We start from the raw sequence: 20063 nt of genomic DNA, 5'->3' as shown, positions 1-20063 counted from the left end.
GCCTATTATAGAACGGTTTTGCTATTCATTTAATATTAAGGTATAATGTTCGCTCAATCAAATAGATACGTGAAATAAATGAACGCCGAAACACGCAGTGAAATATTTGGCAGGTTATTGAAAAAAATACCTGACCCAACAACAGAATTAAATTACTCAACTCCATTTGAATTACTCGTAGCAGTAACTCTATCGGCACAAGCGACAGATAAAAGTGTCAATAAAGTGACTGAGAAATTATTCCCATTGGCCAACACACCTGAAACAATTTATGAACTGGGTGAAGATGTAGTACGAAATACCATTAAAACCATCGGTTTGTTCAATTCAAAAGCCAAGCATATCATTCAAGCTTGTAAAATTCTTATTGATAAATATGATTCCAAAGTACCTGAAACTCGCAAAGAGTTAGAAGCGTTGCCTGGTGTCGGCCGTAAAACAGCCAATGTAGTGCTTAACACTGCTTTTGGTCACCCTACTATTGCCGTTGATACGCATATTTATCGTGTTGCCAATCGCACAGCGATTGCCAGTGGTAAAACGGTTTTAGAAGTTGAGAAAAAATTAGTCAAATTCATTCCCGATGAGTATCGTGTACCTGCACACCACTTGATGATTTTGCATGGTCGTTACACTTGCAAGGCGCGTTCACCATTATGCTCAGAGTGTATTTTGCTTGACTTATGCGAATACGAAGAAAAGAATTTAAATTCTTAACCTTTGCTTTACACTCAAGATAGAACCGAGCAACGCCAATTCCTCGCCAATGCTTGGCAAAAATTCTTAGACAAAAAACCACTCGACCCACTCGAAGACCAACTCACGCAAGTGATTGAAATGCACCCTGAATATCACACTTATATTAATGATATAAAATCCGATTATTTCCCCGAACAAGGTGAAGTCAATCCATTTTTACACATCAATTTGCACTTGTCGTTAAGAGAACAATTATCCATCAACCAACCCACAGGCATTCAAAGTTATTATCAAAAAATAATCAATAAACTCAAAGACCCGCACGAAGTAGAACACAAAATGATGGATTGTATCGCTGAAATGATTTTTTCTTCCCAAAAAAATAACACGCCAATGAATCATCAAGCCTATATTCATTGCTTAGAAAAGCAATCTTATTAATAGAGACCTTTGCATAAATATGAATAATCATCAAAACGCCATCTTTCATCAAATTACAAACTTTTTAAAAACACCCTTAGCCCTGCTAGGAGTGGATTTAAAAAATTTCCAATTTAATAAAATCTGTCATTTTGCTAATCATCCCTATTTATGCAAAGGTCTCTAATAGGCATTATGGGGAATTAGCAAAACTACGCGGCTTGGGTAAAAAATCTGAACAGCAATTGAATAAAATTGGCATTTACACACAGATTAGTTTACAAAAAATAGGCTCAATAGCTGTTTATATCAAACTCGGCAAACCACATTTATGTTTTTTTGTATGCGCTAGCAGGTACACTTGAAGATAGAAGTTGGTGAGATATAAAACAAGGCTTATTATTGAACTGGATAATTACAAAAATATTTAATCAATATTCCAATTCACAAAATTTTTCAACAATTGTAAACCATCATGTTGGGATTTTTCAGGGTGAAATTGCACTGCAAATAAATTATCTTTAGCCACTGCACAAGTGAAGTCAATTCCATAATTACTTGATCCAGTAATGATATTCGTCTCAGAGGTTGCAACAAAATAACTGTGAACACTATAAAAGCGTGCATTGTCTTCAATATTATGCCAAAGTGGATGTTCTGATACTTGTTTGACGGTATTCCAGCCCATGTGTGGGATTTTTAGTGCATTTTTTGGAAAATGAACTACATCACCTTCAAGAATAGATAAACCTTCAACACCCCCATTTTCTTGAGAATGATCAAATAAAAGCTGTAGCCCAAGACAAATACCTAAAAAAGGTTTTTTGCGGGCAGACTGTTTAACCACTTCCACCAAATTATGCTTATTCAATGCTTGCATACATGCACCAATTGCCCCCTGTCCAGGAAATACAATGCGGTCTGCATTACGAATTAACTCGGCATTATCGGTTAGGAAAATATTATCATTAGGTGCAACATGTGCTAACGCTTTTTGTACACTACGGACATTACCCATGCCATAATTAACAATCGCAATACTTTGCATTTTTATAGACTGCCTTTGGTCGATGGAATTACACCCACTTGTCGTTCATCAAGTGTTACTGCCATACGCAATGCCCTGCCAAATGCTTTGAAAATCGTCTCAGACTGATGGTGAGAATTAACGCCTTTAAGATTGTCAATGTGCAGAGTAATTAAGGCGTGATTAACAAAGCCTTGAAAGAACTCTGAGATTAAATCCACATCAAACGAGCCAATCATTGCCCGAGTAAAATTTACATTAAGTTCCAAACCAGGGCGACCTGATAAGTCTAGCACCACACGAGATAGTGCCTCGTCCAACGGCACAAAAGCGTGTCCATAACGAGTCAAGCCTGCTTTGTTACCCACGGCTTTAGCGAACGCCTGACCTAATGTAATACCGATATCTTCCACACTGTGATGGTCATCAATTTCGGTATCGCCATCACATTTAATGATTAGATCCATTAAGCCATGTCGTGCAATTTGGTCAAGCATATGGTCTAAAAATGGCACGCCTGTATCTATATCTGCTTTGCCTGTGCCATACAAATTCAATTCAACACTAATATCAGTTTCGTTAGTTTTTCTGGATACTTTTATCATATTATTTTGCAAGTTCAATTATCTTTTTATTATAACTGTTAGTTGCAATAACCGCCCAGATAATGCAAATAATATAAGGAATGAATAATCCAAAACCGAAAGTAATAAAACCAACTATAGCGGTAACGACTAACATAATCAACGCACCAATCACACTGGTATAGAATAAACCAATTGGTCCTAAAAATATTGTCAGAAGAATGGCAACAATAAAACTTTTGGTTGGTAATTTTTGTAATGACATAATTTATAGATATTCTTCAATCAAAATTTCAGCAATTTGAATGGTATTCAATGCCGCACCTTTGCGAATATTATCAGAAACTACCCAAAGATTAAGCCCTTTTTCATAAGAAATATCTTCACGAATACGACTCACAAAAGTATCATCGTGGTTCATCGCATCAGTAAATGGTGTCGCATACCCCCCATCTTCACGAATATCCAATACCGTTACACCACTCGCTTTTGACAAAATTTCAGTCGCCTCGGTGGCGGTAATTTTCTTCTTAGTTTCGATGTTAATTGCCTCAGAATGCCCATAAAGAACTGGCACACGCACTGCTGTTGGGTTGACTAAAATATTGTCATCTTCAAAAATCTTTTGCGTTTCCCATACCATTTTCATTTCTTCTTTGGTATAGCCATTCTCTTGAAATACATCAATATGCGGGATCACATTAAACGCAATCTGTTTTGGATACACCTCAACATTAATATCAGTATTACCGCCCAATAATTTAGCACTTTGGTCGGTTAATTCCGTAATTGCCTCCTTACCCGAACCTGATACTGCCTGATAAGTTGCCACATTAATGCGTTCAATACCTACCGCATCATAAATCGGCTTCAACGCCACCAGCATTTGAATGGTTGAACAATTCGGATTAGCGATAATATTGCGTTGCGTATAACCCGCAATCGCATGCGGATTAACTTCTGGCACCACTAATGGAATATCTTTATCACGACGAAAATGTGCCGTATTATCAATCACCACACAGCCTGCTTCTGCTGCAATTGGTGCATATTTTTTAGAAATACTGCCACCTGCTGAAAATAAACCAATTTGTGCTTGTGAAAAATCAAACGACGCCAAATCCTGCACCGTCCACTGTTTCCCTTGACACATTATCTTCTTACCCGCAGAATTAGCACTTGCTAGTGGGTATAAATTATTAATCGGAAAATTTCGCTGTTCTAAAATCGAAAGAATCGTCTCACCCACAGCACCTGTTGCGCCAACCACACAAACATCAAACTTTTTGCTCATAATATAAAAATGTTAAAGATTATAAAACCGTAGCATTATACTTGATTATTGATATCAATCAATTGGTGCTTAAAACCAAACTTATCACTCAAATGTTGACACAGGGCTTGCACGCCATAGCGTTCGGTGGCGTGGTGTCCTGCGGATATGAAAGTGATATTGTTTTCTTTGACAATCGCTGGGATTTTCTCGGATACTTCGCTAGTGATAATGTCATATTAACTTCCCCTCGCCAAACTAGCGTATCGCCAATGGGTTTAGGATTTTTTTATGCCAAAACGCTGTGCAAGTTGGATGTTGTTGCCCACTGTTGCGTGTGCATCCAGGCAAACATCAACTTTTTTGTTTATTTTTACTTCTTCTTTCTTTATTTTCTTTATTGTTTAATTTTCGGTATAAAGTATTAGTATCGTCAATACTTTTTATAAACATTTTACTTTCTGAAATAATAGTCTTTAAAAATCTCTTTTTTTGTCTCACATTCCAGAGTAACCTCAAAAATGTAGCAATATAAATAATAATCGACAATAAATTTATAGATAAAATCCATTTTATGGATATAGAAAGGTCGAATACTCCACTAGATAGCGTTACAAGTATAGAAATAGCAGATAAGAAAATGACTAGAAATAAAGCATAATATTCCCAAAAAATATTTGTTGAAAGATTTTCATACTTAGTTTTCAATATTTGGGTATTGTTTCCCAAAATATCTAAAACTGCATCATCGCATGCTTTTTCTTTATTATCTAATTTTTTAATTGAGTCGTCGCATGACTTGGCATCAGACTGAATGGAATCTATAATATATTTAAAAACAACCAAGGCTGTAGAAGATAATACAACTAGCGTCGTTGTAGTGATACCATAAAAAATATTAATCTCGGGCATGGTACTACCCACTTAGGATAAAAGGCTTATCTTATTTTTAATCTCATCAAATAGAACAGATAAAAAACTACCTCGCATATGCCCGTTAAACGAGGCATCGGCTGTTTTCAAAGCGTCACTTTTTTCATCGCGATAGGCGGATTCACCTGCTAAAACGAAATGAGAAACGCCGATATCTTGACTTGCGTTAATATTTAAAATTTCGCCGTTATCATCATCACCAACTAGTGCTTGAAACCTACCTTCTTCACATTGTTTTTCGCAAATAATTGAGATTTTTTGTGTTCTTAATAGGGTCCTGGCTTGTTCCAAAAACTTGTCATAGAAATTTGCTTTAAGTCTGCCTGTAAAAATTTTTATATCTGTCTTATTTTCAATGGCATACTTAAACAAATACTCAGTAACAACTTCAGCATGTGCAATCGATGAATTATCAAACTCAATAATTTCTTTTTCTTTTCTTTGGTAATGTTTTTCTACCATCTCTCTGTATGCCTTTATTTCAGCATCATCAGATTGGTAATTACTTTTATTTTTTTTCATGATAGATTAATTTTAGCACATTAAAATTTACAAGGTTGCGAATTATAAAGTTATTACACTTTTTTGTCAAAATTATTACACTTTGTTATCAATATCAACAAATTGATGCTTAAGACCAAACTTATCACTCAAATGTTGACACAGGGCTTGCACGCCATAGCGTTCGGTGGCGTGGTGTCCTGCGGATATGAAAGCGATATTGTTTTCTTTGGCAATCGCTGGAATTTGCTCGGATACTTCGCCAGTGATAAAGGCATCTGCACCTACTGCAATAGCGTGTTCAATATAGCTTTGTGCGCCGCCTGTGCACCATGCAATATGTTTTAATGCTTTATCGTCATCACCAAAAACTAAAGGCGCTCGGTTAAGTGCTTGCTTAATGGTATTTGAGAGTTGTGATAATGTCAGATCAACTTCCCCTTGCCAAACTAGTGTATCGCCAATGGGTTTAGGATTTTTTATACCAAAACGCTGTGCAAGTTGGATGTTATTGCCCACTGTTGTGTGTGCGTCAAGTGGTAAGTGGTAGGCGAATAAATTAATATTATTGGCTAATAATGCTTTGATGCGATTTTTTTTGATACCAGTAATGCGCTGGTCTTCGCCTTTCCAAAAGAAACCGTGATGGACAAATAAGGCATCGGCTTTTTCATCGATGGCACGGTCGATTAAATCTTGGTTAGCACTAACGCCAGAAATGATATTTTGGATGTCAGATTTACCTTCAACTTGCAAGCCGTTTGGGCTGTAGTCTTTAAAGGTGTCAACTTTTAGATAGTCGTGGCAATAGCTGGATAGTGTTTTGTTATTGACCATAGAATTGCTCCACAATATTGATGAATTGTTGATTTTCTTTACTAGTACCAATGGTAACACGCAGGCAATCGGTGAGTTTTGGAGTGTTGGCTAGGTTTTTAATGAGAACACCATTTTGTTTGAGATTTTCAAATAATTGATTGGCCTTAGGGGCTTTAAATAAGAGGAAATTTGCCTGCGACGGATAGACTTTTAAGCCGTCAATTGTCTTTAAGGCTGATGATAATTTGCTGCGTTGTTGCAAAATAATTTTTGCATTGGCATCAATATCTGCGCGTTCGCTTAATAAAAAATTGGCACTCACTTGAGTTAAGGTATTGATATTATAAGGTAAACGCAATTTATCTAATTGCTCCACAGTATCTTGTGCGCCGATTAATAAGCCTAAACGCAAGCCTGCAAAACCAATTTTTGAGATGGTTCTGAGCAAAACTAAGTTAGGGTATTTTGCAATATCGGCTAAAAAACTATCATCGGCATACGCATAATATGCCTCATCCAACACCACCATTGCAGTGGTTGAAGTGATGATTTTTTCAATCGTTGCCCTATCAAAAGAATTACCAGTCGGATTATTTGGGTAGGCAATAAAAATCAGTTTTGGTTGATGAGTTGCAATTGCCGATAGCATCACAGGCAAATCAATTTCGAACTCATCGGTTAAATCCACGCCTTGGTAATTCAGGTGGGTGAATTTTGAAATCATATCATACATCACAAAACTCGGCTCGACGCTCAAAATGGTGTCGCCCGCCTCACACGCTAAGGCTAATAATTGGATTAATTCATCAGAACCATTGCCTAATAACACACCGAATGCATCAGGAATATTCATTAATTCACGCAACGATTGTTGCAATTCTAGTGCGTTAGGGTTTGGATAACGATTCAAATCTGCATCGGCTAAATATGCCAAATATTGACCAATTAAATCCTCTGCTAAAGGAAAAGGAGACTCCATCGCATCCAACTTTACCATATTTTCCGAGGGGGGTACATGGTAGGCGTTAATTGCTTGAATATCGCTGCGAAGCCAATTGTTGATAAAACTCATAGGGGTTTCCTGTTAGGGTGTTTTTGCATTTTACCAATACTTTTGGCATTTAACAAAGTTTGATAAGTGTAGTCTAATGCTTGTTGACAAATATCTTCCATAGATAAATCTTGTGCAACCAAACTCGCAATCGCACTCGACAAAGTGCAACCAGAGCCGTGATAATTGCCTAGTAATTTGGCATAAGTATAACTTTTTATTAAATTTCCACACTGATATAAACGATGCTCTATTTCACTATCCGACACATCTGTTGTCGTTACCAGCACCCATTCACAAGGTAAGGAAGTGACTTTTTGCTGTTCGTTTTCGCCCACAGCCAATGCTGATAATTCAGCAGAATTCGGAGTAAGAATATGCACCAAAGGCAACAAATCGTTTTTTAAAGTTGCGATTGCCTGTGCCTGCAACAACACATCATCAGTACTTGATTTAATAATTGGATCTAAGACAACAATGAGCACTTGATTCTTTAACAATTCAACAATCACCTGAATTTGCATCGCAGAAGAAAGCAACCCAATCTTAACTACCTGCAGCTCAATATCCATTTGCAGATGCTGAAATTGTTTGGCAATTAATGCATTATCTATCGCCTGAATTTCCGCAACCGACTGTGTATTTTGCACTGTTAGCACCGTCGCAATCGGCAATGGCGTTAAACCAAATTGATTAATGGTTTCAATATCAGCGCTGAGTCCCGCACCTCCGCAAGGATCAAGCCCTGATAAAACTAAAACAGTGTCATTCAATCTTGCTTTCTTTTTTGATTAAAAAATCTACCACTTCAAGCATTCTACTGTGTGTTCCTGCGTGGGTAGCATCTGTCCAATATTTGCCATTAACCACAATCACTGGTACACCTTTAATCTTATATTTAGTGGAGTTGAGTGTGGCTTTATTGAGCTTAATGCGAACGGCAAAAGATTTAAATGCTTTTTCTACCTTTTCCTTGTTCACACCGAAAGAAACTACCCAATTAATAAAACTTGTTTTAGAATTGAAATTTTTATTTTTTGCATGAATGGCGCTGAATAATGGCTCATGTAATTTACCAAGTAGGTCTAATTCTTCTAAGACAAAGTAAAAAATAGCCCCTTTCTTCCAACGCTTAGAAAACACCGCGGGCTGTTGCACAAATTCAGCATTGGCAGGTAATTTTTTTAACCATGCATGTAGCACCGGCTCAAGATTATAACAATGTGGGCAGTAATACCAAAATAACTCCCGCACTTCAATTTTATCTCCTGTGGTAGTTTTAACAGGTTTCTCAAGTGCAATATAATCAATACCTTCATCATAATCAGCATACACAAAAGTGGTGAATGCCAGTAACAGCCCTAATACTATATTTTTCATTATTTCTCCTTTTCCAAAATGTTGATATTATACGATTGCAATGCATCCATCGTGGCACTCAATTGCGTATAAGTTTTCTGTTCAATCGGGTGCATACCGTCAGGATTGAGTTGTGCAAGGGGTGCAAGTACAAAATTGTATTTCAAAATATCATCTCTTGGCAAATTATGCACGGCATCAATTACAGAATCATATAGCACTAAATCCAAATCCACGCTTCGTGAAGAAAATTTTGGCTGCGATCTGTCACGCCCTTGCTTATCTTCAATCGTGTGCAACACACTAATCACATCAACCACGCTCAAATCCGTCGTCGCATTCACGCCCACATTGTAGAAATCATCACCTTCAAATCCTGCTGACACACTCTCAAAAATATCCGAGCACTCAATGTCAAAAAAATTCAGTCGCAACCCGTCTATCGCCTGTGCCACATTGTGTCTGCGATTTTTGTTTGAGCCAATATTGATGTGAATATTAGCCACAACTACGCTCAATAATTACGCCCACGCCCTTAGCCCCTGTAATTGCCTCGCCTTTATTCAGCGTTAACTTCACTTTTTCTACGCCAAATTCATTGATAATAATTTGCGTAATTTTCTCTGCCAAAGTTTCCACTAATTGAAATTCACTATTTTGCACAAAATCAATCAAGCGTTTAGAGACCGCCTTATAATCAAGCGTTTGGTCAATATGGTCCGTCTCACTCGCCGCTTTAATATCCGCCGACATTTCAATATCCAACACAATATCTTGGCGAATTTTACGCTCCCAATCGTAAATACCAATCACGCAATCAATCTTTAAACCTTGTATAAATACAATATCCATAGTAACATTTAATTTTTTTCGTTAAATAAGGGTGCTATGTTACCTATTTTGATTATTATCGGTTACCTAATCGGCTCAATTTCCAGTGCAATTTTAGTCTGCAAAGCCTTCGGACTCCCCGACCCTCGCACTCAAGGCTCAAACAACCCTGGTGCAACCAATGTTCTACGCATCGGTGGCAAAAAAGCTGCTGCCATCACCCTTATCGGTGACGGTACAAAAGGTGCTATCCCTGTTCTCATTGCGCATTATTTTGGTGTTGATTTATTCACATTAACCTTGGTGGCGTTGGCCGCATTTTTAGGTCATGTCTACCCAATTTTCTTTAACTTTAAAGGGGGAAAAGGTGTGGCAACACTTTTAGGTGCTTTATTCGCACTCAATTATTTAGTTGGCCTAAGTTTTGTATTTATTTGGGTTTTTGTTGCCAAAGTATTAAAAATTTCATCATTATCTGCACTCATTGCTACTATATTGATGCCCATAATTTTTTACCTTTTAAGTCAAGATTTAAATGCTACTTATATCATTACGCTTATCTGCATTTGGGTTTTTTATACTCACAGAGGAAATATTCAAAGACTGCTTCATAATAAAGAAGAGAAAATCAATTAGAGACCTTTGCATAATGTAGAGATGATTAACAAAATAACAAATTTTATGTATTGAGATTTTTTTAAATCTGCTCCAGAAGAACTGCAACTATAGCCATTTCCCAGGGAGGGTAAGTGCCTCAAGTTTTAACATTGACACCTTTTTTAAGCAAATAAAGCGATAACATTGTCAGCACAAAAATCATCACTATTAGCACAAAAATTGAAGTGAAAAAATTAGTAGTGCTGGTACCTAAAAATCCCAATCTAAAACTATCCACCATGTAATAAATCGGGTTAAATTGACTAACACTTTGCCAAAATTCAGGCAAGATTTCAACGCTATAAAACATCCCTCCAAGATAAGTCATTGGCATCAGAATAAAAGTAGGAACGATAGAAATATCATCAAAAGACTGGGCAAATATTGCGTTAATAAAACCTGCTAAAGAAAATAAAATGGCTGTTAATAGAAAGGTAATAAGTGTGACTGGTAAAGAATAAATTTGAAAATCTATAAAGAGTGAAACTGCAATAAACACCCCAATACCCACAAAAAAACCTCGTGCCACACCACCCGAAATATAACCCAATAAAATTACCCAATACGGCACAGGAGAAACCAACATTTCCTCAATGCTGTGATTAAATTTTGCCAAAAAAAACGAAGAAACCGTATTGGCATAAGAGTTCTGGATAACCGTCATTAAAATAATACCAGGGATGATAAATTGCAAATAACCCACACCCTGCATTTGCCCAATTCTCTCACCCATCAAACCGCCAAAAATCAATAAATAGAGCGAAGTGGTAATAATGGGCGGGAATATTGTTTGCACCCAAATCCGAGAAAATCGCAGAATTTCTTTGATAACAATGGTTTTATATTGAACCCACATAATTATTTATTCACCAAATTTAAAAATAAAGTTTCCAAGCGATTTTGTGCACTCCTTACATGAGTAATTTCGATATCGTTCTGAGCCAATGTTTGCAATACCTGGGTAATGCCGATACCTGATTCCACCGATGCTTCCAATGAATATTCATCTAATTGTGTGATTGAAAATTCTAATTCAGCTGGGATGTTGATTAGTTTCTTCGCGCTTTCTAAAATCAAAACTTGTTGCGATACTTGCGCCAATAATTGCCTCATACTCGTCTGTTCAACGATTTTTCCATCATTGACAATGGCAATATTACGACATAAAGACTCTGCCTCTTCTAAATAATGCGTAGTCAAAATAATCGTCATTCCATCTTTATTAAGTTCTTTCAGAAACTGCCACATTGAACGACGGATTTCCACATCCACCCCCGCACTTGGTTCATCCAAGATCAGAATTTTAGGCTTATGAACAAGTGCCCTTGCCAACATTAAACGCCTTTTCATCCCGCCTGAAAGTGACTTTGCCATATCATGGCGTTTATCCCACAGTTCTACGCGCTTTAACAATGCTTTGGCATTTTTTCGTGCTTGATTGCGTTCAATTCCGTGATAACCCGCTTGGTTAATCAAAATTTCTTCAATCGGTTCAAATGGATTAAAATTAAACTCCTGTGGCATCAAACCAATCAAACTTTTTACCTTTGCAACATTCTTAGATTGTTCTAAACCCAGCACACTAATGTTACCCGCTGTTTTTTCTAACAATCCACAAATAATCCCAATCATCGTGGTTTTCCCTGCACCATTACTGCCCAATAGAGCAAAAAAATCACCTTCTGCCACCGATAAATTTATCCCTTTCAAGGCGTGAAAATCATTGGCATAGGTTTTGGTTAACGATTGAATTTTGAGTGCTTTTGACATGGGCAGATATTATCCACTTTTAATACGCTATCAGTGATATTTATGCGATAATGACCCACTTTATAATTACACTGTGTCCTATGTCCGAAATTAAAAATGTACCATTACCTGATATTGGCGACTTTGATGAAGTTGAAGTCATTGAGATTTTAGTCGCTGTTGGCGACACAGTTGCAGAAGATGATGGCATAATAACGCTTGAAAGCGATAAGGCTTCAATGGAAATCCCCGCCCCTTTTGCAGGAGTTATTGCTGAAATCAAAGTAACATTAGGCGATAAAATTAAACAAGATGACATCATTTTATCCATCAAAAGTGTAGGAAATGATGCGGAAATTGTCGAAGAAGTAGCGAAGGTAGTTAGTGCAGAACCCAAAATACTACCCGTCGTTGTGCCAGATATTGGTGATTTTGACGAAGTTGAAGTCATCGAAATCTTGGTGAATGCAGGTGATGTATTATCCGAAGAAGATGGCATTATCACCCTTGAAAGCGATAAAGCCTCAATGGAAATCCCAACCCCCCTAGCAGGTAAAGTTATTGATATTAATGTTGCTTTGGGTGACAAAGTTAAATTAGGCGATTTAATTCTTAATATTAAAAGCACCAGCGTTGAAGCCGTAGTAACAAAAGACACCGCGCCAAAACCAACCGCTGCTCCCGCACCAAAACCTACAAACACACCAGCACCACAAACTCTAGACCAATCAGTATCAACGACCCCCAAAGGAGACTCTCACGCCTCCCCTTCTATCCGCAAATTGGCACGAGAACTCGGCGTTGATTTATCCAATGTTACTGGCACAGGACAAAAAAGTAGAATACTAGACACTGACCTTAAAGGCTATGTAAAACAAATCATCACCTCAGGCGGTACAGGCGGATTGCCTAAAACCCCAGTGATTGACTTCTCTAAATTTGGACTGCTAGAGATTCAACCTCTTACAAGAATCAACAAACTTTCAGGCAAACATTTAACCGCCTGCTGGCTCAATATCCCTCATGTTACTCAGTTTGACGAAGTCAATATCGACAAAATGGAAACCTATCGACAAGAACAAAAAGCTAACGGCGTTAAATTAACCCCTTTAGTATTCATTATGAAAGGGGTAGTGCAAGCCTTACAAGCACATCCACGCTTTAATGCCTCATTAGATGAGTCGGGTGAAAACTTAATCATCAAAAAATACTTCAATCTCGGTATCGCCATGGATACGCCAAATGGCTTAGTCGTCCCCGTCATCAAAGATGTTGAACAAAAATCCTTACTTGAACTTGCCACAGAATTAGCACAAACTTCCGCCAAAGCCCGAAATGGCAAACTCAGCCCTAAAGATATGCAAGGCGCAGGTTTTACCATTTCCAGTCTTGGCGGCATCGGTGGCACCCAATTCACCCCCATTGTCAACGCCCCAGAAGTTGCCATTTTAGGCGTATCTCGTTCATTCAACAAACCAAGTTGGAACGGCAAAAACTTCGTGCCAGAATTAACCCTGCCACTTGCCTTGTCTTATGACCACCGAGTGATTGACGGTGCACAAGGTGGTCGTTTTATGGCAGAACTTAACAACATCTTAAGCGAGGCAAATTATGATTAAAACACAAGTGGTCGTTATCGGCTCTGGCCCTGGTGGTTACACTGCTGCCTTTCGTGCTGCAGATTTAGGCAAAAAAGTTGTCCTGATTGAACGCTATGAAAACCTCGGCGGTGTATGCTTAAATGTCGGCTGCATCCCTTCAAAAGCACTACTACACACCGCAGAAATCATTAATGAAGCCGCACAGGCACAACACCTTGGCATCACTTTTAACGAGCCAGAAATTGACATTGACGCTGTGCGACAAAATAAAGACGATGTGGTGAGTAAATTAACAGGTGGCATCAAAGCCCTAGCAAAAGCAAGAGGTGTGCAAGTTGTTACTGGTTATGGCAAATTTATCTCCAATACCCAAATCAAAATTGCAGACACCGATGAAATTATCGAATTTGAACACGCTATTATTGCCGCTGGCTCACGCGTTACTAAAATCCCAGCCTTCCCATTTGATGACTCGCGCGTTATGGATTCAACCGATGCCTTAGACTTAGAAAATGTGCCAAAACGCCTGCTCATCGTCGGCGGCGGCATTATCGGCTTAGAAATGGCAACTGTATATGACGCACTCGGTAGTGAAATCACCGTAGTTGAATTAGCCGATCAACTTATTGCCGCTGCCGATAAAGACATTGTTAATCCATTATTCAGACGCATTAACAAACAATACGCCAATATTTTCCTAAACACCAAAGTCATTAGTATGGACGCACAAACTGACGGCATCAAAGTCGGCTTTGAAGGCAAAAATGCCCCCAGTATTGACACTTTTGATAAAGTTTTAGTCTCTATTGGACGCTCGCCTAATGGCAAACGCATTGACTGCGAAAAAGCAGGTGTGAATGTTGATGACTGGGGTTTTATCAAAGTCGATAAACAAATGAAAACCAACATCCAAAACATCTACGCCATCGGCGACATCGTCGGACAACCCATGCTCGCCCACAAAGCCGTGCATGAAGCCAAAGTCGCCGCCGAAGTTATCTGCGGACACAAATCAGGTTTTGACGCTTTAACCATCCCCTCTGTCGCCTACACCGACCCCGAAGTCGCTTGGACAGGCAAAACTGAAAAACAACTCAAAGCCGAAGGCATCGAATACCAAGTTGGCAAATTCCCTTGGGCAGCCTCAGGCAGAAGCCTCAGCATCTCTCGAGACGAAGGCGTTTCAAAAGCCCTATTCGATAAAAAAACCCACCGCATTATCGGCATGGGCATCTGCGGCACCAACGCTGGCGAGTTAATTGCCGAGCCAACCTTAGCCATCGAAATGGGCTGCACAATGAGCGACATCGCCCTCACCATCCACGCCCACCCCACCCTCAGCGAAACCACCGCCTTCGCCGTGGAAATGGCAGAAGGTACTATTACCGACCTGCTGCCGCCAAAGAAAAGATAATAATGGCTGAAAAAATCACAACTGTTTGAAGATTTTAAAATCTGCTGTCATTTTGAGACCTTTGCATAAATATGAATAATCATCAAAACGCCATCTTTCATCAAATTACAAACTTTTTAAAAACACCCTTAGCCCTGCTAGGAGTGGATTTAAAAAATTTCCAATTTAATAAAATCTGTCATTTTGCTAATCATCCCTATTTATGCAAAGGTCTCATTTTGATAAAAAACAAGAAAAATGGTTTTTCTTAGTTATTGATATTGTCACAGTTTTGACCGAACAGCACGATTATAAAAAGCTAAAAAAAATTATTGAAATGTTTTAAAACACAGTCTATCAAAGGAAAATTTTCAATTTCTTGCAAACTGTAAGCAACTGAAATTACCAGCCACTATTTTTTACTTTTTAAGGTCTTTATTTATCCCAGTATTTAGTTTCAATACTATGACCTAAGTCTGCCTCAATCAACCGTGAACGCACTTTAAGTAACTTCTCAATCAATGCAGGTTCAGCCTGTTCATAAGCCTCTGCATCAGGCACACGCTTGACAACAACGCCTAATAATTCAGTGATGGCATTGCCAATTGAATTTTGCGAGATGGTAACAATTAACCGACCTTGATCATCACGATAGATAAGTTGTTTAAAGGCGGGTTGCCATCGAATGTCTGAGGCATATTTTGCGTCGCTTAGACATTTATCACGCACTTGTTTGGCGGCAGATAAAAAATCATTATTAAACAACAGTGTTTTTTCGATTTCTTTGGCGAAGTAAGCATTTTTTGGCACACCTGAATTTCTGCTAGACACTTGTGCAAAAAAAGTGCGGTAAAAATCTAAAAAGCCTTTAAGAATTTGATCGTATTCGTGCCAAAAACCGATGTTTTTTAAACTCTCAATACCGCCCTGTATTTCCCAACTGGTTAAACCTTGTGGATAGCCAGTGAGTGAAAGACTGGATGATTCTCCGACCACGGGCTTAAGGATTTCAAGGTCTAGTGAGGACAAAAATTCCACATACACATCTTTCATATAAGCCGCAAAGACAGAATGTTGTCCACCATCGGTTAAGTTAGGATTGTTGGCATCAGTTAATTTAGCGTCTTTGAGTTGTTGCTTATCAAATACGATAAAATGGTTGTGTAGCATACGAATACTCGGCACACCCGGTGAAGTGATTGGCCAAGTAGAATCCAACGATGCTTCACCAGCCAAAATAAGATGCTTGGCTGGATCAGGATATTGTTCCAACATAAAGCCAATGATAATTTGGTTCATACGATTCCAAACATTCTTGACATTATCAGGCACTTGGGTGCGTCTAACGGGTCTGCCCAATGGGTTTAGAATTTTTTGCGATGTGTTATAAATGATAGAACAATCAAACTCGTTTGAATGCCCTAACGCTTTTCTATAAAGCAATAAATCCTCATCATTGGTGAGCAGACCGTTATTGTCGGCTAAATCGGCTAAATTTTCCGGTGAATTAAAAAACTCATTCGGTTTCATTCCCTCAGGCACTTCTAATGGGATGGGGCGGAAAGGGGTGTTAATTTCTCTTGGACCAGTTGGCATATTTTTCTCTCTTTAGAGGCTTTTGCATAAATAGAAATGATTAGCAAAATGACAGATTTTATTAAATTGGGAATTTTTTAAATTCACTCCTAGTAGGGCTAAGGGTGTTTTTAAAAGATTTTCAATTTGATGAAAGATGGCGTTTTGATGATTATTCCTATTTATGCAAAGGTCTCTTTATATTAATAAAAAGGGTCTATGTTACTTATGCAACATAGACCCCCTTAAATTTTGCGTTAAAAATTAAACTTCAAAAGTCGGTAATTTTTTCGCAACCATTGCTTTTTTCATTACCACATAATCTGGTAAACCATTCTTGTATGGTGGATAGTCTTCCCCCTCAATTAGTGGCTGTAAATACTCACGACAGGCATCAGTAATACCAAAACCGTCCTTAGTAATGTAATCCATTGGCATCATTTTCTCAACATTAGCGATGTCTTTCAACTCACCCATACCAATTTCCCAAGTATATGGGTTGTTTGAGGTGCGAATAATGGCAGGCATGACAGAGTTTTTACCTTCCATTGCCAAGTTAACCGCCGCTTCGCCTAATGCGTATGCTTGTTCAACATCGGACTTAGACGCCAAATGACGCGCTGCACGCTGTAAATAGTCTGCAACAGCCCAGTGATATTTGTAACCCAAAGCGTCTTTAATTAAGTTAGCAACAACGGGTGCTGCGCCGCCAAGTTGTGCGTGACCAAAGTCATCACGCGTGCCTTGTTCGGCAAGGAAACGACCATCTGGCCATTGTGTGCCTTCAGACACTACGATTGTGCAGTAGCCAAATTCTTTAACATTGGCATCAACCTTAGCAAGGAATGCCTTTTCATCAAATTCAATTTCTGGAAATAAAATCACTACCGGAATTGAATCATCAACCAAACCACCTGCTGCTGCAATCCAACCTGCATGACGACCCATCACTTCTAAAACGAAAATTTTAGTCGAAGTGGCAGCCATTGATGCAACATCAAAACTGGCTTCCATCGTGGAAACTGCAATGTATTTTGCCACCGAACCAAAACCTGGGCAATTGTCCGTTACTGGCAAATCATTATCAACCGTTTTAGGCACATGAATTGCTTGGATGGGGTAACCCATAGACTCCGATAATTGTGAAACTTTCAAACAAGTGTCAGCAGAATCACCCCCCCCATTGTAAAAGAAATAACCAATGTCGTGTGCTTTAAACACTTCAATCAATCTTTCGTATTCTGCCTTATTTGCCTCTAAAGATTTCATCTTATAACGACAAGAACCAAAACCACCCGAAGGCGTGTGCTTCAACGCAGAAATATCCGCATCAGATTCTTTAGAAGTATCAATTAAATTTTCCATTAAAGCACCAATAATGCCATTTTGACCTGCGTAAACCGTGCCGATTTTGTCCGGAAATTTGCGTGCAGTTTCAATAACACCACAAGCCGAAGCGTTGATTACGGCTGTTACACCACCAGATTGTGCATAAAAAGCATTTTTCATTAGTTATATTCCTTTAATTTAAAAAAAAGATAATTATACAGTGCAGGCATATGAATTATTAATGAAAATTACACCCTAATCCAAAAGTAGAGATTGCAAAGATAGTGCTATCCCTTACCTCATCTGTGTTTGCAAAAAAATATTAGTCCCACCCATAGGTTCGACAACTATTTTTTATCAATTCAAACGGAGCAAGTGCTAACCCCAACACTCCCTGCACGCCGCTCAATAAAGCCATCCAACACCCAGCCACACTTATTCGTAGTTTTTTATCTCTAAGAGACCTTTGCATAAATATGAATAATCATCAAAACGCCATCTTTCATCAAATTACAAACTTTTTAAAAACACCCTTAGCCCTGCTAGGAGTGGATTTAAAAAATTCCCAATTTAATAAAATCTGTCATTTTGCTAATCATCCCTATTTATGCAAAGGTCTCTCTAACACTAAAATAATAACCCTTATTCCCAAAAGTAACATCTACCGCAATATTTCTAACATCCACCGCAAAACTTTTAAAAACCATCGCAAAACTTCTGCCACCCATCCCAAAACTTTGGTATAAAAAGCAATGGATTTGTCCATATCCCCGACGCGTAACATTGTATGCAAAGGTCTCTAGGGTAAAGAAATAATGAATAAATTACACTCTGACCCTAATTATTCTAATTATTCTCTGCATTCAGATCAAGGTTCTACTTACAGGGCTTATGAGTATTTAGCATTATTTAAAGCAAATAACATTACCCAAAGCATGAGTAGAAAAGGAGAATACTATGATAATGCAGTCGCTGAGAGCTTTTTTAATACACTCAAAACCGAGCTAGTCAATCAACAAACCTACCAAACCAGAGCGCAAGCAACAAGTGCAATCTTTGAATATATTGAAGTGTTTTACAACAAGATTAGACGACATTCAACGATTGGTTATTATTCACCCAATGATTATGAACAAGCGTTTTATAAGGAGAATTACCCAACTTAACAAAAGCCTTTTAGGCTTAAGTTGGGTTGGCTTCGCCAATTTGGGGGGCAAGCCCCCAAACCCCATTGTTCAATCAAAAAGAACAAGGGTATAATTTATTGAAGTGGTGTCCAGTCAAGTGGGGGAATCGCATTCTGACCCCTTTGATTAATTTGTTAGGTAGTTGATAATTTATTGGTATCGTATTGCAGGCTAGGGTTTGTTTTGTATACTAACTGTTCTAATAAAACTGTAACCAGCATAAAACTGCCTTGTAGTGTAATACGACTTAATGCATCGATAATATCAATGTATGAATGCTTTGATAATTCGATAGGGTTTTGTATACTTTCTTGTCCATTTTGTACTGTTGCGTTGTTCAGCATTGTAGTAACGATATGAAATGCAATAATTGCACTTCCGTTATTTGCTATTTTTTTAAGTTTATCCGACATTGAGCATTCAAAGTTTTCTACTACTTGCTCGCCAACAAATTCACATAAGAAAGCAGCTGATTTTTTAAAAACATTTGCATTGTTTGCACCATTAATACATGGAAAGTCAGTGTGAATTCTTTTTATCATATAAAATAACTTATCTTCATTAACTACAATTTCTGCAGAATTTTCTTTGGCAAAACTATCAACTAACGCCATAATTTCACAATAGTCTATAGTTTCATTGTCTGAAAATATCATTTTTTTACCTCAAAAAAAGCACCTAAAAGGCGCTTTTTTTATAATTTATAACAAGTTAATCATTCATTATCGCAAAAGTACTTTTTGCAGATTTAACACCAATATCATGCAATGCCTCTAAATCGCTAATACTATTGATTTGTTTAAAGTCGCCTTTTGAATTAATATTGGAAAATGAATAACTATCAATTTTAACAGTTCGTTTGGCGTCATTAATACTGGTTGCCGCACGCAAGACATTATCAAATTCTATACTCGATTTAGTTATTTTCATTAGTTTTTCTCCAACAGTTAATTAATATGCACCAACTACTCAAGTGCAATAAGTATAAATTATATACTATAAAAGGCATTTTACAAATATCTTTTTATATACATGTTTTGTACATGTTTATATTTTTAACACCTAACGCCTGAAT

The 20063-nt window shown here is 37.9% G+C and carries 29 protein-coding genes and 1 pseudogene; 10 read left to right on the top strand and 20 right to left on the bottom strand.

Features of this window, described 5'->3' with window-relative positions; translation table 11 throughout:
- The first annotated feature begins 78 nt into the window (after window positions 1-78).
- From nth to AB8525_RS07000, 4 genes are read left to right on the top strand one after another with little or no spacing between them, the layout of a single operon-like run.
- Window positions 79-717, top strand: coding sequence for an endonuclease III (nth, locus tag AB8525_RS07015; protein WP_369150405.1), 639 nt, complete (start codon window positions 79-81; stop codon window positions 715-717).
- A gap of 3 nt (window positions 718-720) precedes the next feature.
- Window positions 721-1140, top strand: a complete 420-nt coding sequence (locus tag AB8525_RS07010) for a DUF1841 family protein (RefSeq protein WP_369150403.1) — start codon at window positions 721-723, stop codon at window positions 1138-1140.
- A gap of 19 nt (window positions 1141-1159) precedes the next feature.
- Entirely contained in the window at window positions 1160-1306 is a 147-nt protein-coding gene (locus AB8525_RS07005) for a hypothetical protein (protein WP_369149988.1), read from the top strand.
- Window positions 1272-1484 carry a TfoX/Sxy family DNA transformation protein gene (locus AB8525_RS07000; protein WP_369150401.1) on the top strand — a complete coding sequence of 71 codons (213 nt, stop codon included), beginning with the start codon at window positions 1272-1274 and terminating at the stop codon, window positions 1482-1484. Before AB8525_RS07005 ends, AB8525_RS07000 begins: the two co-directional genes overlap by 35 nt.
- Before the next feature lie 62 nt (window positions 1485-1546).
- Here AB8525_RS07000 and hisH read toward each other — a convergent pair whose 3' ends face one another.
- The 13 genes from hisH to folB form a co-directional block, all read right to left on the bottom strand.
- Window positions 1547-2167, bottom strand: a complete 621-nt coding sequence (gene hisH, locus AB8525_RS06995; RefSeq protein ID WP_369177095.1) for an imidazole glycerol phosphate synthase subunit HisH — start codon at window positions 2165-2167, stop codon at window positions 1547-1549.
- Window positions 2168-2169: 2 nt separating this feature from the next.
- Complete coding sequence (gene hisB, locus AB8525_RS06990) at window positions 2170-2751, bottom strand: imidazoleglycerol-phosphate dehydratase HisB (protein WP_369177093.1); 582 nt, start codon at window positions 2749-2751, stop codon at window positions 2170-2172.
- 1 nt (window position 2752) lies between these two features.
- A complete protein-coding gene (locus AB8525_RS06985; protein ID WP_369177091.1) occupies window positions 2753-2995 on the bottom strand; it encodes a hypothetical protein in 243 nt (80 codons plus the stop codon).
- 3 nt (window positions 2996-2998) lie between these two features.
- Window positions 2999-4024, bottom strand: coding sequence for an aspartate-semialdehyde dehydrogenase (locus AB8525_RS06980; RefSeq protein ID WP_369177089.1), 1026 nt, complete (start codon window positions 4022-4024; stop codon window positions 2999-3001).
- Window positions 4025-4059: 35 nt separating this feature from the next.
- On the bottom strand, window positions 4060-4182 hold the full coding sequence (locus tag AB8525_RS06975) for a hypothetical protein (protein ID WP_369179033.1): 123 nt from the start codon (window positions 4180-4182) through the stop codon (window positions 4060-4062).
- A 175-nt stretch (window positions 4183-4357) separates the two neighbouring features.
- The gene (locus AB8525_RS06970) at window positions 4358-4915 is read right to left on the bottom strand and encodes a hypothetical protein (RefSeq protein ID WP_369177087.1); all 558 of its coding nucleotides are present in this window, start codon (window positions 4913-4915) and stop codon (window positions 4358-4360) included.
- 12 nt (window positions 4916-4927) lie between these two features.
- Window positions 4928-5458: a hypothetical protein gene (locus tag AB8525_RS06965; RefSeq protein WP_369177085.1), complete on the bottom strand. Its 531-nt coding sequence runs from the start codon at window positions 5456-5458 to the stop codon at window positions 4928-4930.
- Between the two features lie 75 nt (window positions 5459-5533).
- Entirely contained in the window at window positions 5534-6274 is a 741-nt protein-coding gene (locus AB8525_RS06960; RefSeq protein WP_369177083.1) for a Nif3-like dinuclear metal center hexameric protein, read from the bottom strand.
- Window positions 6264-7328 carry a histidinol-phosphate transaminase gene (hisC, locus tag AB8525_RS06955; RefSeq protein WP_369177081.1) on the bottom strand — a complete coding sequence of 355 codons (1065 nt, stop codon included), beginning with the start codon at window positions 7326-7328 and terminating at the stop codon, window positions 6264-6266. The genes AB8525_RS06960 and hisC overlap by 11 nt, the downstream gene beginning before the upstream one ends.
- A complete protein-coding gene (locus tag AB8525_RS06950; RefSeq protein WP_369177080.1) occupies window positions 7325-8080 on the bottom strand; it encodes a hydroxymethylpyrimidine/phosphomethylpyrimidine kinase in 756 nt (251 codons plus the stop codon). Before AB8525_RS06950 ends, hisC begins: the two co-directional genes overlap by 4 nt.
- Window positions 8073-8687, bottom strand: a complete 615-nt coding sequence (locus AB8525_RS06945) for a thiol:disulfide interchange protein DsbA/DsbL (protein WP_369177079.1) — start codon at window positions 8685-8687, stop codon at window positions 8073-8075. The genes AB8525_RS06950 and AB8525_RS06945 overlap by 8 nt, the downstream gene beginning before the upstream one ends.
- Window positions 8687-9172 (bottom strand): 2-amino-4-hydroxy-6-hydroxymethyldihydropteridine diphosphokinase, encoded by a 486-nt coding sequence (folK, locus tag AB8525_RS06940; RefSeq protein WP_369177077.1) that lies wholly within the window; start codon window positions 9170-9172, stop codon window positions 8687-8689. The genes AB8525_RS06945 and folK overlap by 1 nt, the downstream gene beginning before the upstream one ends.
- Window positions 9165-9518 carry a dihydroneopterin aldolase gene (folB, locus tag AB8525_RS06935; RefSeq protein WP_369150377.1) on the bottom strand — a complete coding sequence of 118 codons (354 nt, stop codon included), beginning with the start codon at window positions 9516-9518 and terminating at the stop codon, window positions 9165-9167. The genes folK and folB overlap by 8 nt, the downstream gene beginning before the upstream one ends.
- A gap of 36 nt (window positions 9519-9554) precedes the next feature.
- Between folB and plsY the strand changes: the two genes are divergently transcribed.
- Window positions 9555-10133 (top strand): glycerol-3-phosphate 1-O-acyltransferase PlsY, encoded by a 579-nt coding sequence (plsY, locus tag AB8525_RS06930; RefSeq protein WP_369177076.1) that lies wholly within the window; start codon window positions 9555-9557, stop codon window positions 10131-10133.
- 118 nt (window positions 10134-10251) lie between these two features.
- Here plsY and AB8525_RS06925 read toward each other — a convergent pair whose 3' ends face one another.
- Window positions 10252-11010 carry an ABC transporter permease gene (locus AB8525_RS06925; RefSeq protein ID WP_369177074.1) on the bottom strand — a complete coding sequence of 253 codons (759 nt, stop codon included), beginning with the start codon at window positions 11008-11010 and terminating at the stop codon, window positions 10252-10254.
- A gap of 2 nt (window positions 11011-11012) precedes the next feature.
- Window positions 11013-11924 (bottom strand): ABC transporter ATP-binding protein, encoded by a 912-nt coding sequence (locus AB8525_RS06920; RefSeq protein WP_369177072.1) that lies wholly within the window; start codon window positions 11922-11924, stop codon window positions 11013-11015.
- 80 nt (window positions 11925-12004) lie between these two features.
- On the opposite strand from AB8525_RS06920, the gene AB8525_RS06915 reads away from it, so the two are divergent.
- The 3 genes from AB8525_RS06915 (at window position 12005) to AB8525_RS06905 (ending at window position 15169) form a co-directional block, all read left to right on the top strand.
- The gene (locus tag AB8525_RS06915; protein WP_369150371.1) at window positions 12005-13522 is read left to right on the top strand and encodes a dihydrolipoyllysine-residue acetyltransferase; all 1518 of its coding nucleotides are present in this window, start codon (window positions 12005-12007) and stop codon (window positions 13520-13522) included.
- On the top strand, window positions 13515-14918 hold the full coding sequence (gene lpdA, locus AB8525_RS06910; protein WP_369177070.1) for a dihydrolipoyl dehydrogenase: 1404 nt from the start codon (window positions 13515-13517) through the stop codon (window positions 14916-14918). Before AB8525_RS06915 ends, lpdA begins: the two co-directional genes overlap by 8 nt.
- Before the next feature lie 71 nt (window positions 14919-14989).
- Window positions 14990-15169 (top strand): hypothetical protein, encoded by a 180-nt coding sequence (locus AB8525_RS06905; RefSeq protein WP_369177069.1) that lies wholly within the window; start codon window positions 14990-14992, stop codon window positions 15167-15169.
- A 163-nt stretch (window positions 15170-15332) separates the two neighbouring features.
- Here AB8525_RS06905 and AB8525_RS06900 read toward each other — a convergent pair whose 3' ends face one another.
- Together AB8525_RS06900 and AB8525_RS06895 are read right to left on the bottom strand one after the other, a co-directional pair.
- Window positions 15333-16493 carry a hypothetical protein gene (locus tag AB8525_RS06900; RefSeq protein WP_369150365.1) on the bottom strand — a complete coding sequence of 387 codons (1161 nt, stop codon included), beginning with the start codon at window positions 16491-16493 and terminating at the stop codon, window positions 15333-15335.
- A gap of 243 nt (window positions 16494-16736) precedes the next feature.
- On the bottom strand, window positions 16737-17981 hold the full coding sequence (locus AB8525_RS06895; RefSeq protein WP_369177067.1) for a 6-phosphofructokinase: 1245 nt from the start codon (window positions 17979-17981) through the stop codon (window positions 16737-16739).
- A gap of 296 nt (window positions 17982-18277) precedes the next feature.
- On the opposite strand from AB8525_RS06895, the gene AB8525_RS06890 reads away from it, so the two are divergent.
- Complete coding sequence (locus AB8525_RS06890) at window positions 18278-18547, top strand: hypothetical protein (protein WP_369177066.1); 270 nt, start codon at window positions 18278-18280, stop codon at window positions 18545-18547.
- Here the strand turns inward: AB8525_RS06890 and AB8525_RS06885 are convergent.
- Window positions 18529-18585: pseudogene (locus AB8525_RS06885) on the bottom strand (VOC family protein); the annotation flags it as partial. The gene AB8525_RS06890 and the pseudogene AB8525_RS06885 sit on opposite strands and share 19 nt — an antisense overlap.
- A 31-nt stretch (window positions 18586-18616) precedes the next feature.
- Here AB8525_RS06885 and AB8525_RS06880 point away from each other — a divergent pair.
- Window positions 18617-18967 carry an IS3 family transposase gene (locus AB8525_RS06880; protein WP_369177064.1) on the top strand — a complete coding sequence of 117 codons (351 nt, stop codon included), beginning with the start codon at window positions 18617-18619 and terminating at the stop codon, window positions 18965-18967.
- A 155-nt stretch (window positions 18968-19122) separates the two neighbouring features.
- Here AB8525_RS06880 and AB8525_RS06875 read toward each other — a convergent pair whose 3' ends face one another.
- On the bottom strand, window positions 19123-19602 hold the full coding sequence (locus AB8525_RS06875; RefSeq protein ID WP_369177063.1) for a hypothetical protein: 480 nt from the start codon (window positions 19600-19602) through the stop codon (window positions 19123-19125).
- A 97-nt stretch (window positions 19603-19699) separates the two neighbouring features.
- A complete protein-coding gene (locus AB8525_RS06870; RefSeq protein ID WP_369177061.1) occupies window positions 19700-19918 on the bottom strand; it encodes a hypothetical protein in 219 nt (72 codons plus the stop codon).
- Window positions 19919-20063: the final 145 nt, after the last annotated feature.

This window comes from Candidatus Thiodubiliella endoseptemdiera (assembly GCF_964212635.1).
Taxonomy (GTDB): Bacteria; Pseudomonadota; Gammaproteobacteria; order PS1; family Pseudothioglobaceae; genus Thiodubiliella; species Thiodubiliella endoseptemdiera.
The sequence above is the reverse complement of the archived record's forward strand: the minus strand, read 5'-3'. Positions and strand labels throughout refer to the sequence as shown.

What these genes read in the sequence shown, in the direction of transcription:
- nth (WP_369150405.1), top strand. Translation starts at nt 79, where the DNA reads ATGAACGCCGAAACACGCAGTGAAATATTTGGCAGGTTATTGAAAAAA.
- AB8525_RS07005 (WP_369149988.1), top strand. Translation starts at nt 1,160, where the DNA reads ATGAATAATCATCAAAACGCCATCTTTCATCAAATTACAAACTTTTTA.
- hisH (WP_369177095.1), bottom strand. Translation starts at nt 2,167, where the DNA reads ATGCAAAGTATTGCGATTGTTAATTATGGCATGGGTAATGTCCGTAGT.
- hisB (WP_369177093.1), bottom strand. Translation starts at nt 2,751, where the DNA reads ATGATAAAAGTATCCAGAAAAACTAACGAAACTGATATTAGTGTTGAA.
- AB8525_RS06985 (WP_369177091.1), bottom strand. Translation starts at nt 2,995, where the DNA reads ATGTCATTACAAAAATTACCAACCAAAAGTTTTATTGTTGCCATTCTT.
- AB8525_RS06980 (WP_369177089.1), bottom strand. Translation starts at nt 4,024, where the DNA reads ATGAGCAAAAAGTTTGATGTTTGTGTGGTTGGCGCAACAGGTGCTGTG.
- AB8525_RS06970 (WP_369177087.1), bottom strand. Translation starts at nt 4,915, where the DNA reads ATGCCCGAGATTAATATTTTTTATGGTATCACTACAACGACGCTAGTT.
- AB8525_RS06965 (WP_369177085.1), bottom strand. Translation starts at nt 5,458, where the DNA reads ATGAAAAAAAATAAAAGTAATTACCAATCTGATGATGCTGAAATAAAG.
- AB8525_RS06960 (WP_369177083.1), bottom strand. Translation starts at nt 6,274, where the DNA reads ATGGTCAATAACAAAACACTATCCAGCTATTGCCACGACTATCTAAAA.
- hisC (WP_369177081.1), bottom strand. Translation starts at nt 7,328, where the DNA reads ATGAGTTTTATCAACAATTGGCTTCGCAGCGATATTCAAGCAATTAAC.
- AB8525_RS06945 (WP_369177079.1), bottom strand. Translation starts at nt 8,687, where the DNA reads ATGAAAAATATAGTATTAGGGCTGTTACTGGCATTCACCACTTTTGTG.
- folB (WP_369150377.1), bottom strand. Translation starts at nt 9,518, where the DNA reads ATGGATATTGTATTTATACAAGGTTTAAAGATTGATTGCGTGATTGGT.
- plsY (WP_369177076.1), top strand. Translation starts at nt 9,555, where the DNA reads ATGTTACCTATTTTGATTATTATCGGTTACCTAATCGGCTCAATTTCC.
- AB8525_RS06925 (WP_369177074.1), bottom strand. Translation starts at nt 11,010, where the DNA reads ATGTGGGTTCAATATAAAACCATTGTTATCAAAGAAATTCTGCGATTT.
- AB8525_RS06920 (WP_369177072.1), bottom strand. Translation starts at nt 11,924, where the DNA reads ATGTCAAAAGCACTCAAAATTCAATCGTTAACCAAAACCTATGCCAAT.
- AB8525_RS06915 (WP_369150371.1), top strand. Translation starts at nt 12,005, where the DNA reads ATGTCCGAAATTAAAAATGTACCATTACCTGATATTGGCGACTTTGAT.
- lpdA (WP_369177070.1), top strand. Translation starts at nt 13,515, where the DNA reads ATGATTAAAACACAAGTGGTCGTTATCGGCTCTGGCCCTGGTGGTTAC.
- AB8525_RS06905 (WP_369177069.1), top strand. Translation starts at nt 14,990, where the DNA reads ATGAATAATCATCAAAACGCCATCTTTCATCAAATTACAAACTTTTTA.
- AB8525_RS06900 (WP_369150365.1), bottom strand. Translation starts at nt 16,493, where the DNA reads ATGCCAACTGGTCCAAGAGAAATTAACACCCCTTTCCGCCCCATCCCA.
- AB8525_RS06895 (WP_369177067.1), bottom strand. Translation starts at nt 17,981, where the DNA reads ATGAAAAATGCTTTTTATGCACAATCTGGTGGTGTAACAGCCGTAATC.
- AB8525_RS06890 (WP_369177066.1), top strand. Translation starts at nt 18,278, where the DNA reads ATGAATAATCATCAAAACGCCATCTTTCATCAAATTACAAACTTTTTA.
- AB8525_RS06880 (WP_369177064.1), top strand. Translation starts at nt 18,617, where the DNA reads ATGAATAAATTACACTCTGACCCTAATTATTCTAATTATTCTCTGCAT.
- AB8525_RS06875 (WP_369177063.1), bottom strand. Translation starts at nt 19,602, where the DNA reads ATGGCGTTAGTTGATAGTTTTGCCAAAGAAAATTCTGCAGAAATTGTA.
- AB8525_RS06870 (WP_369177061.1), bottom strand. Translation starts at nt 19,918, where the DNA reads ATGAAAATAACTAAATCGAGTATAGAATTTGATAATGTCTTGCGTGCG.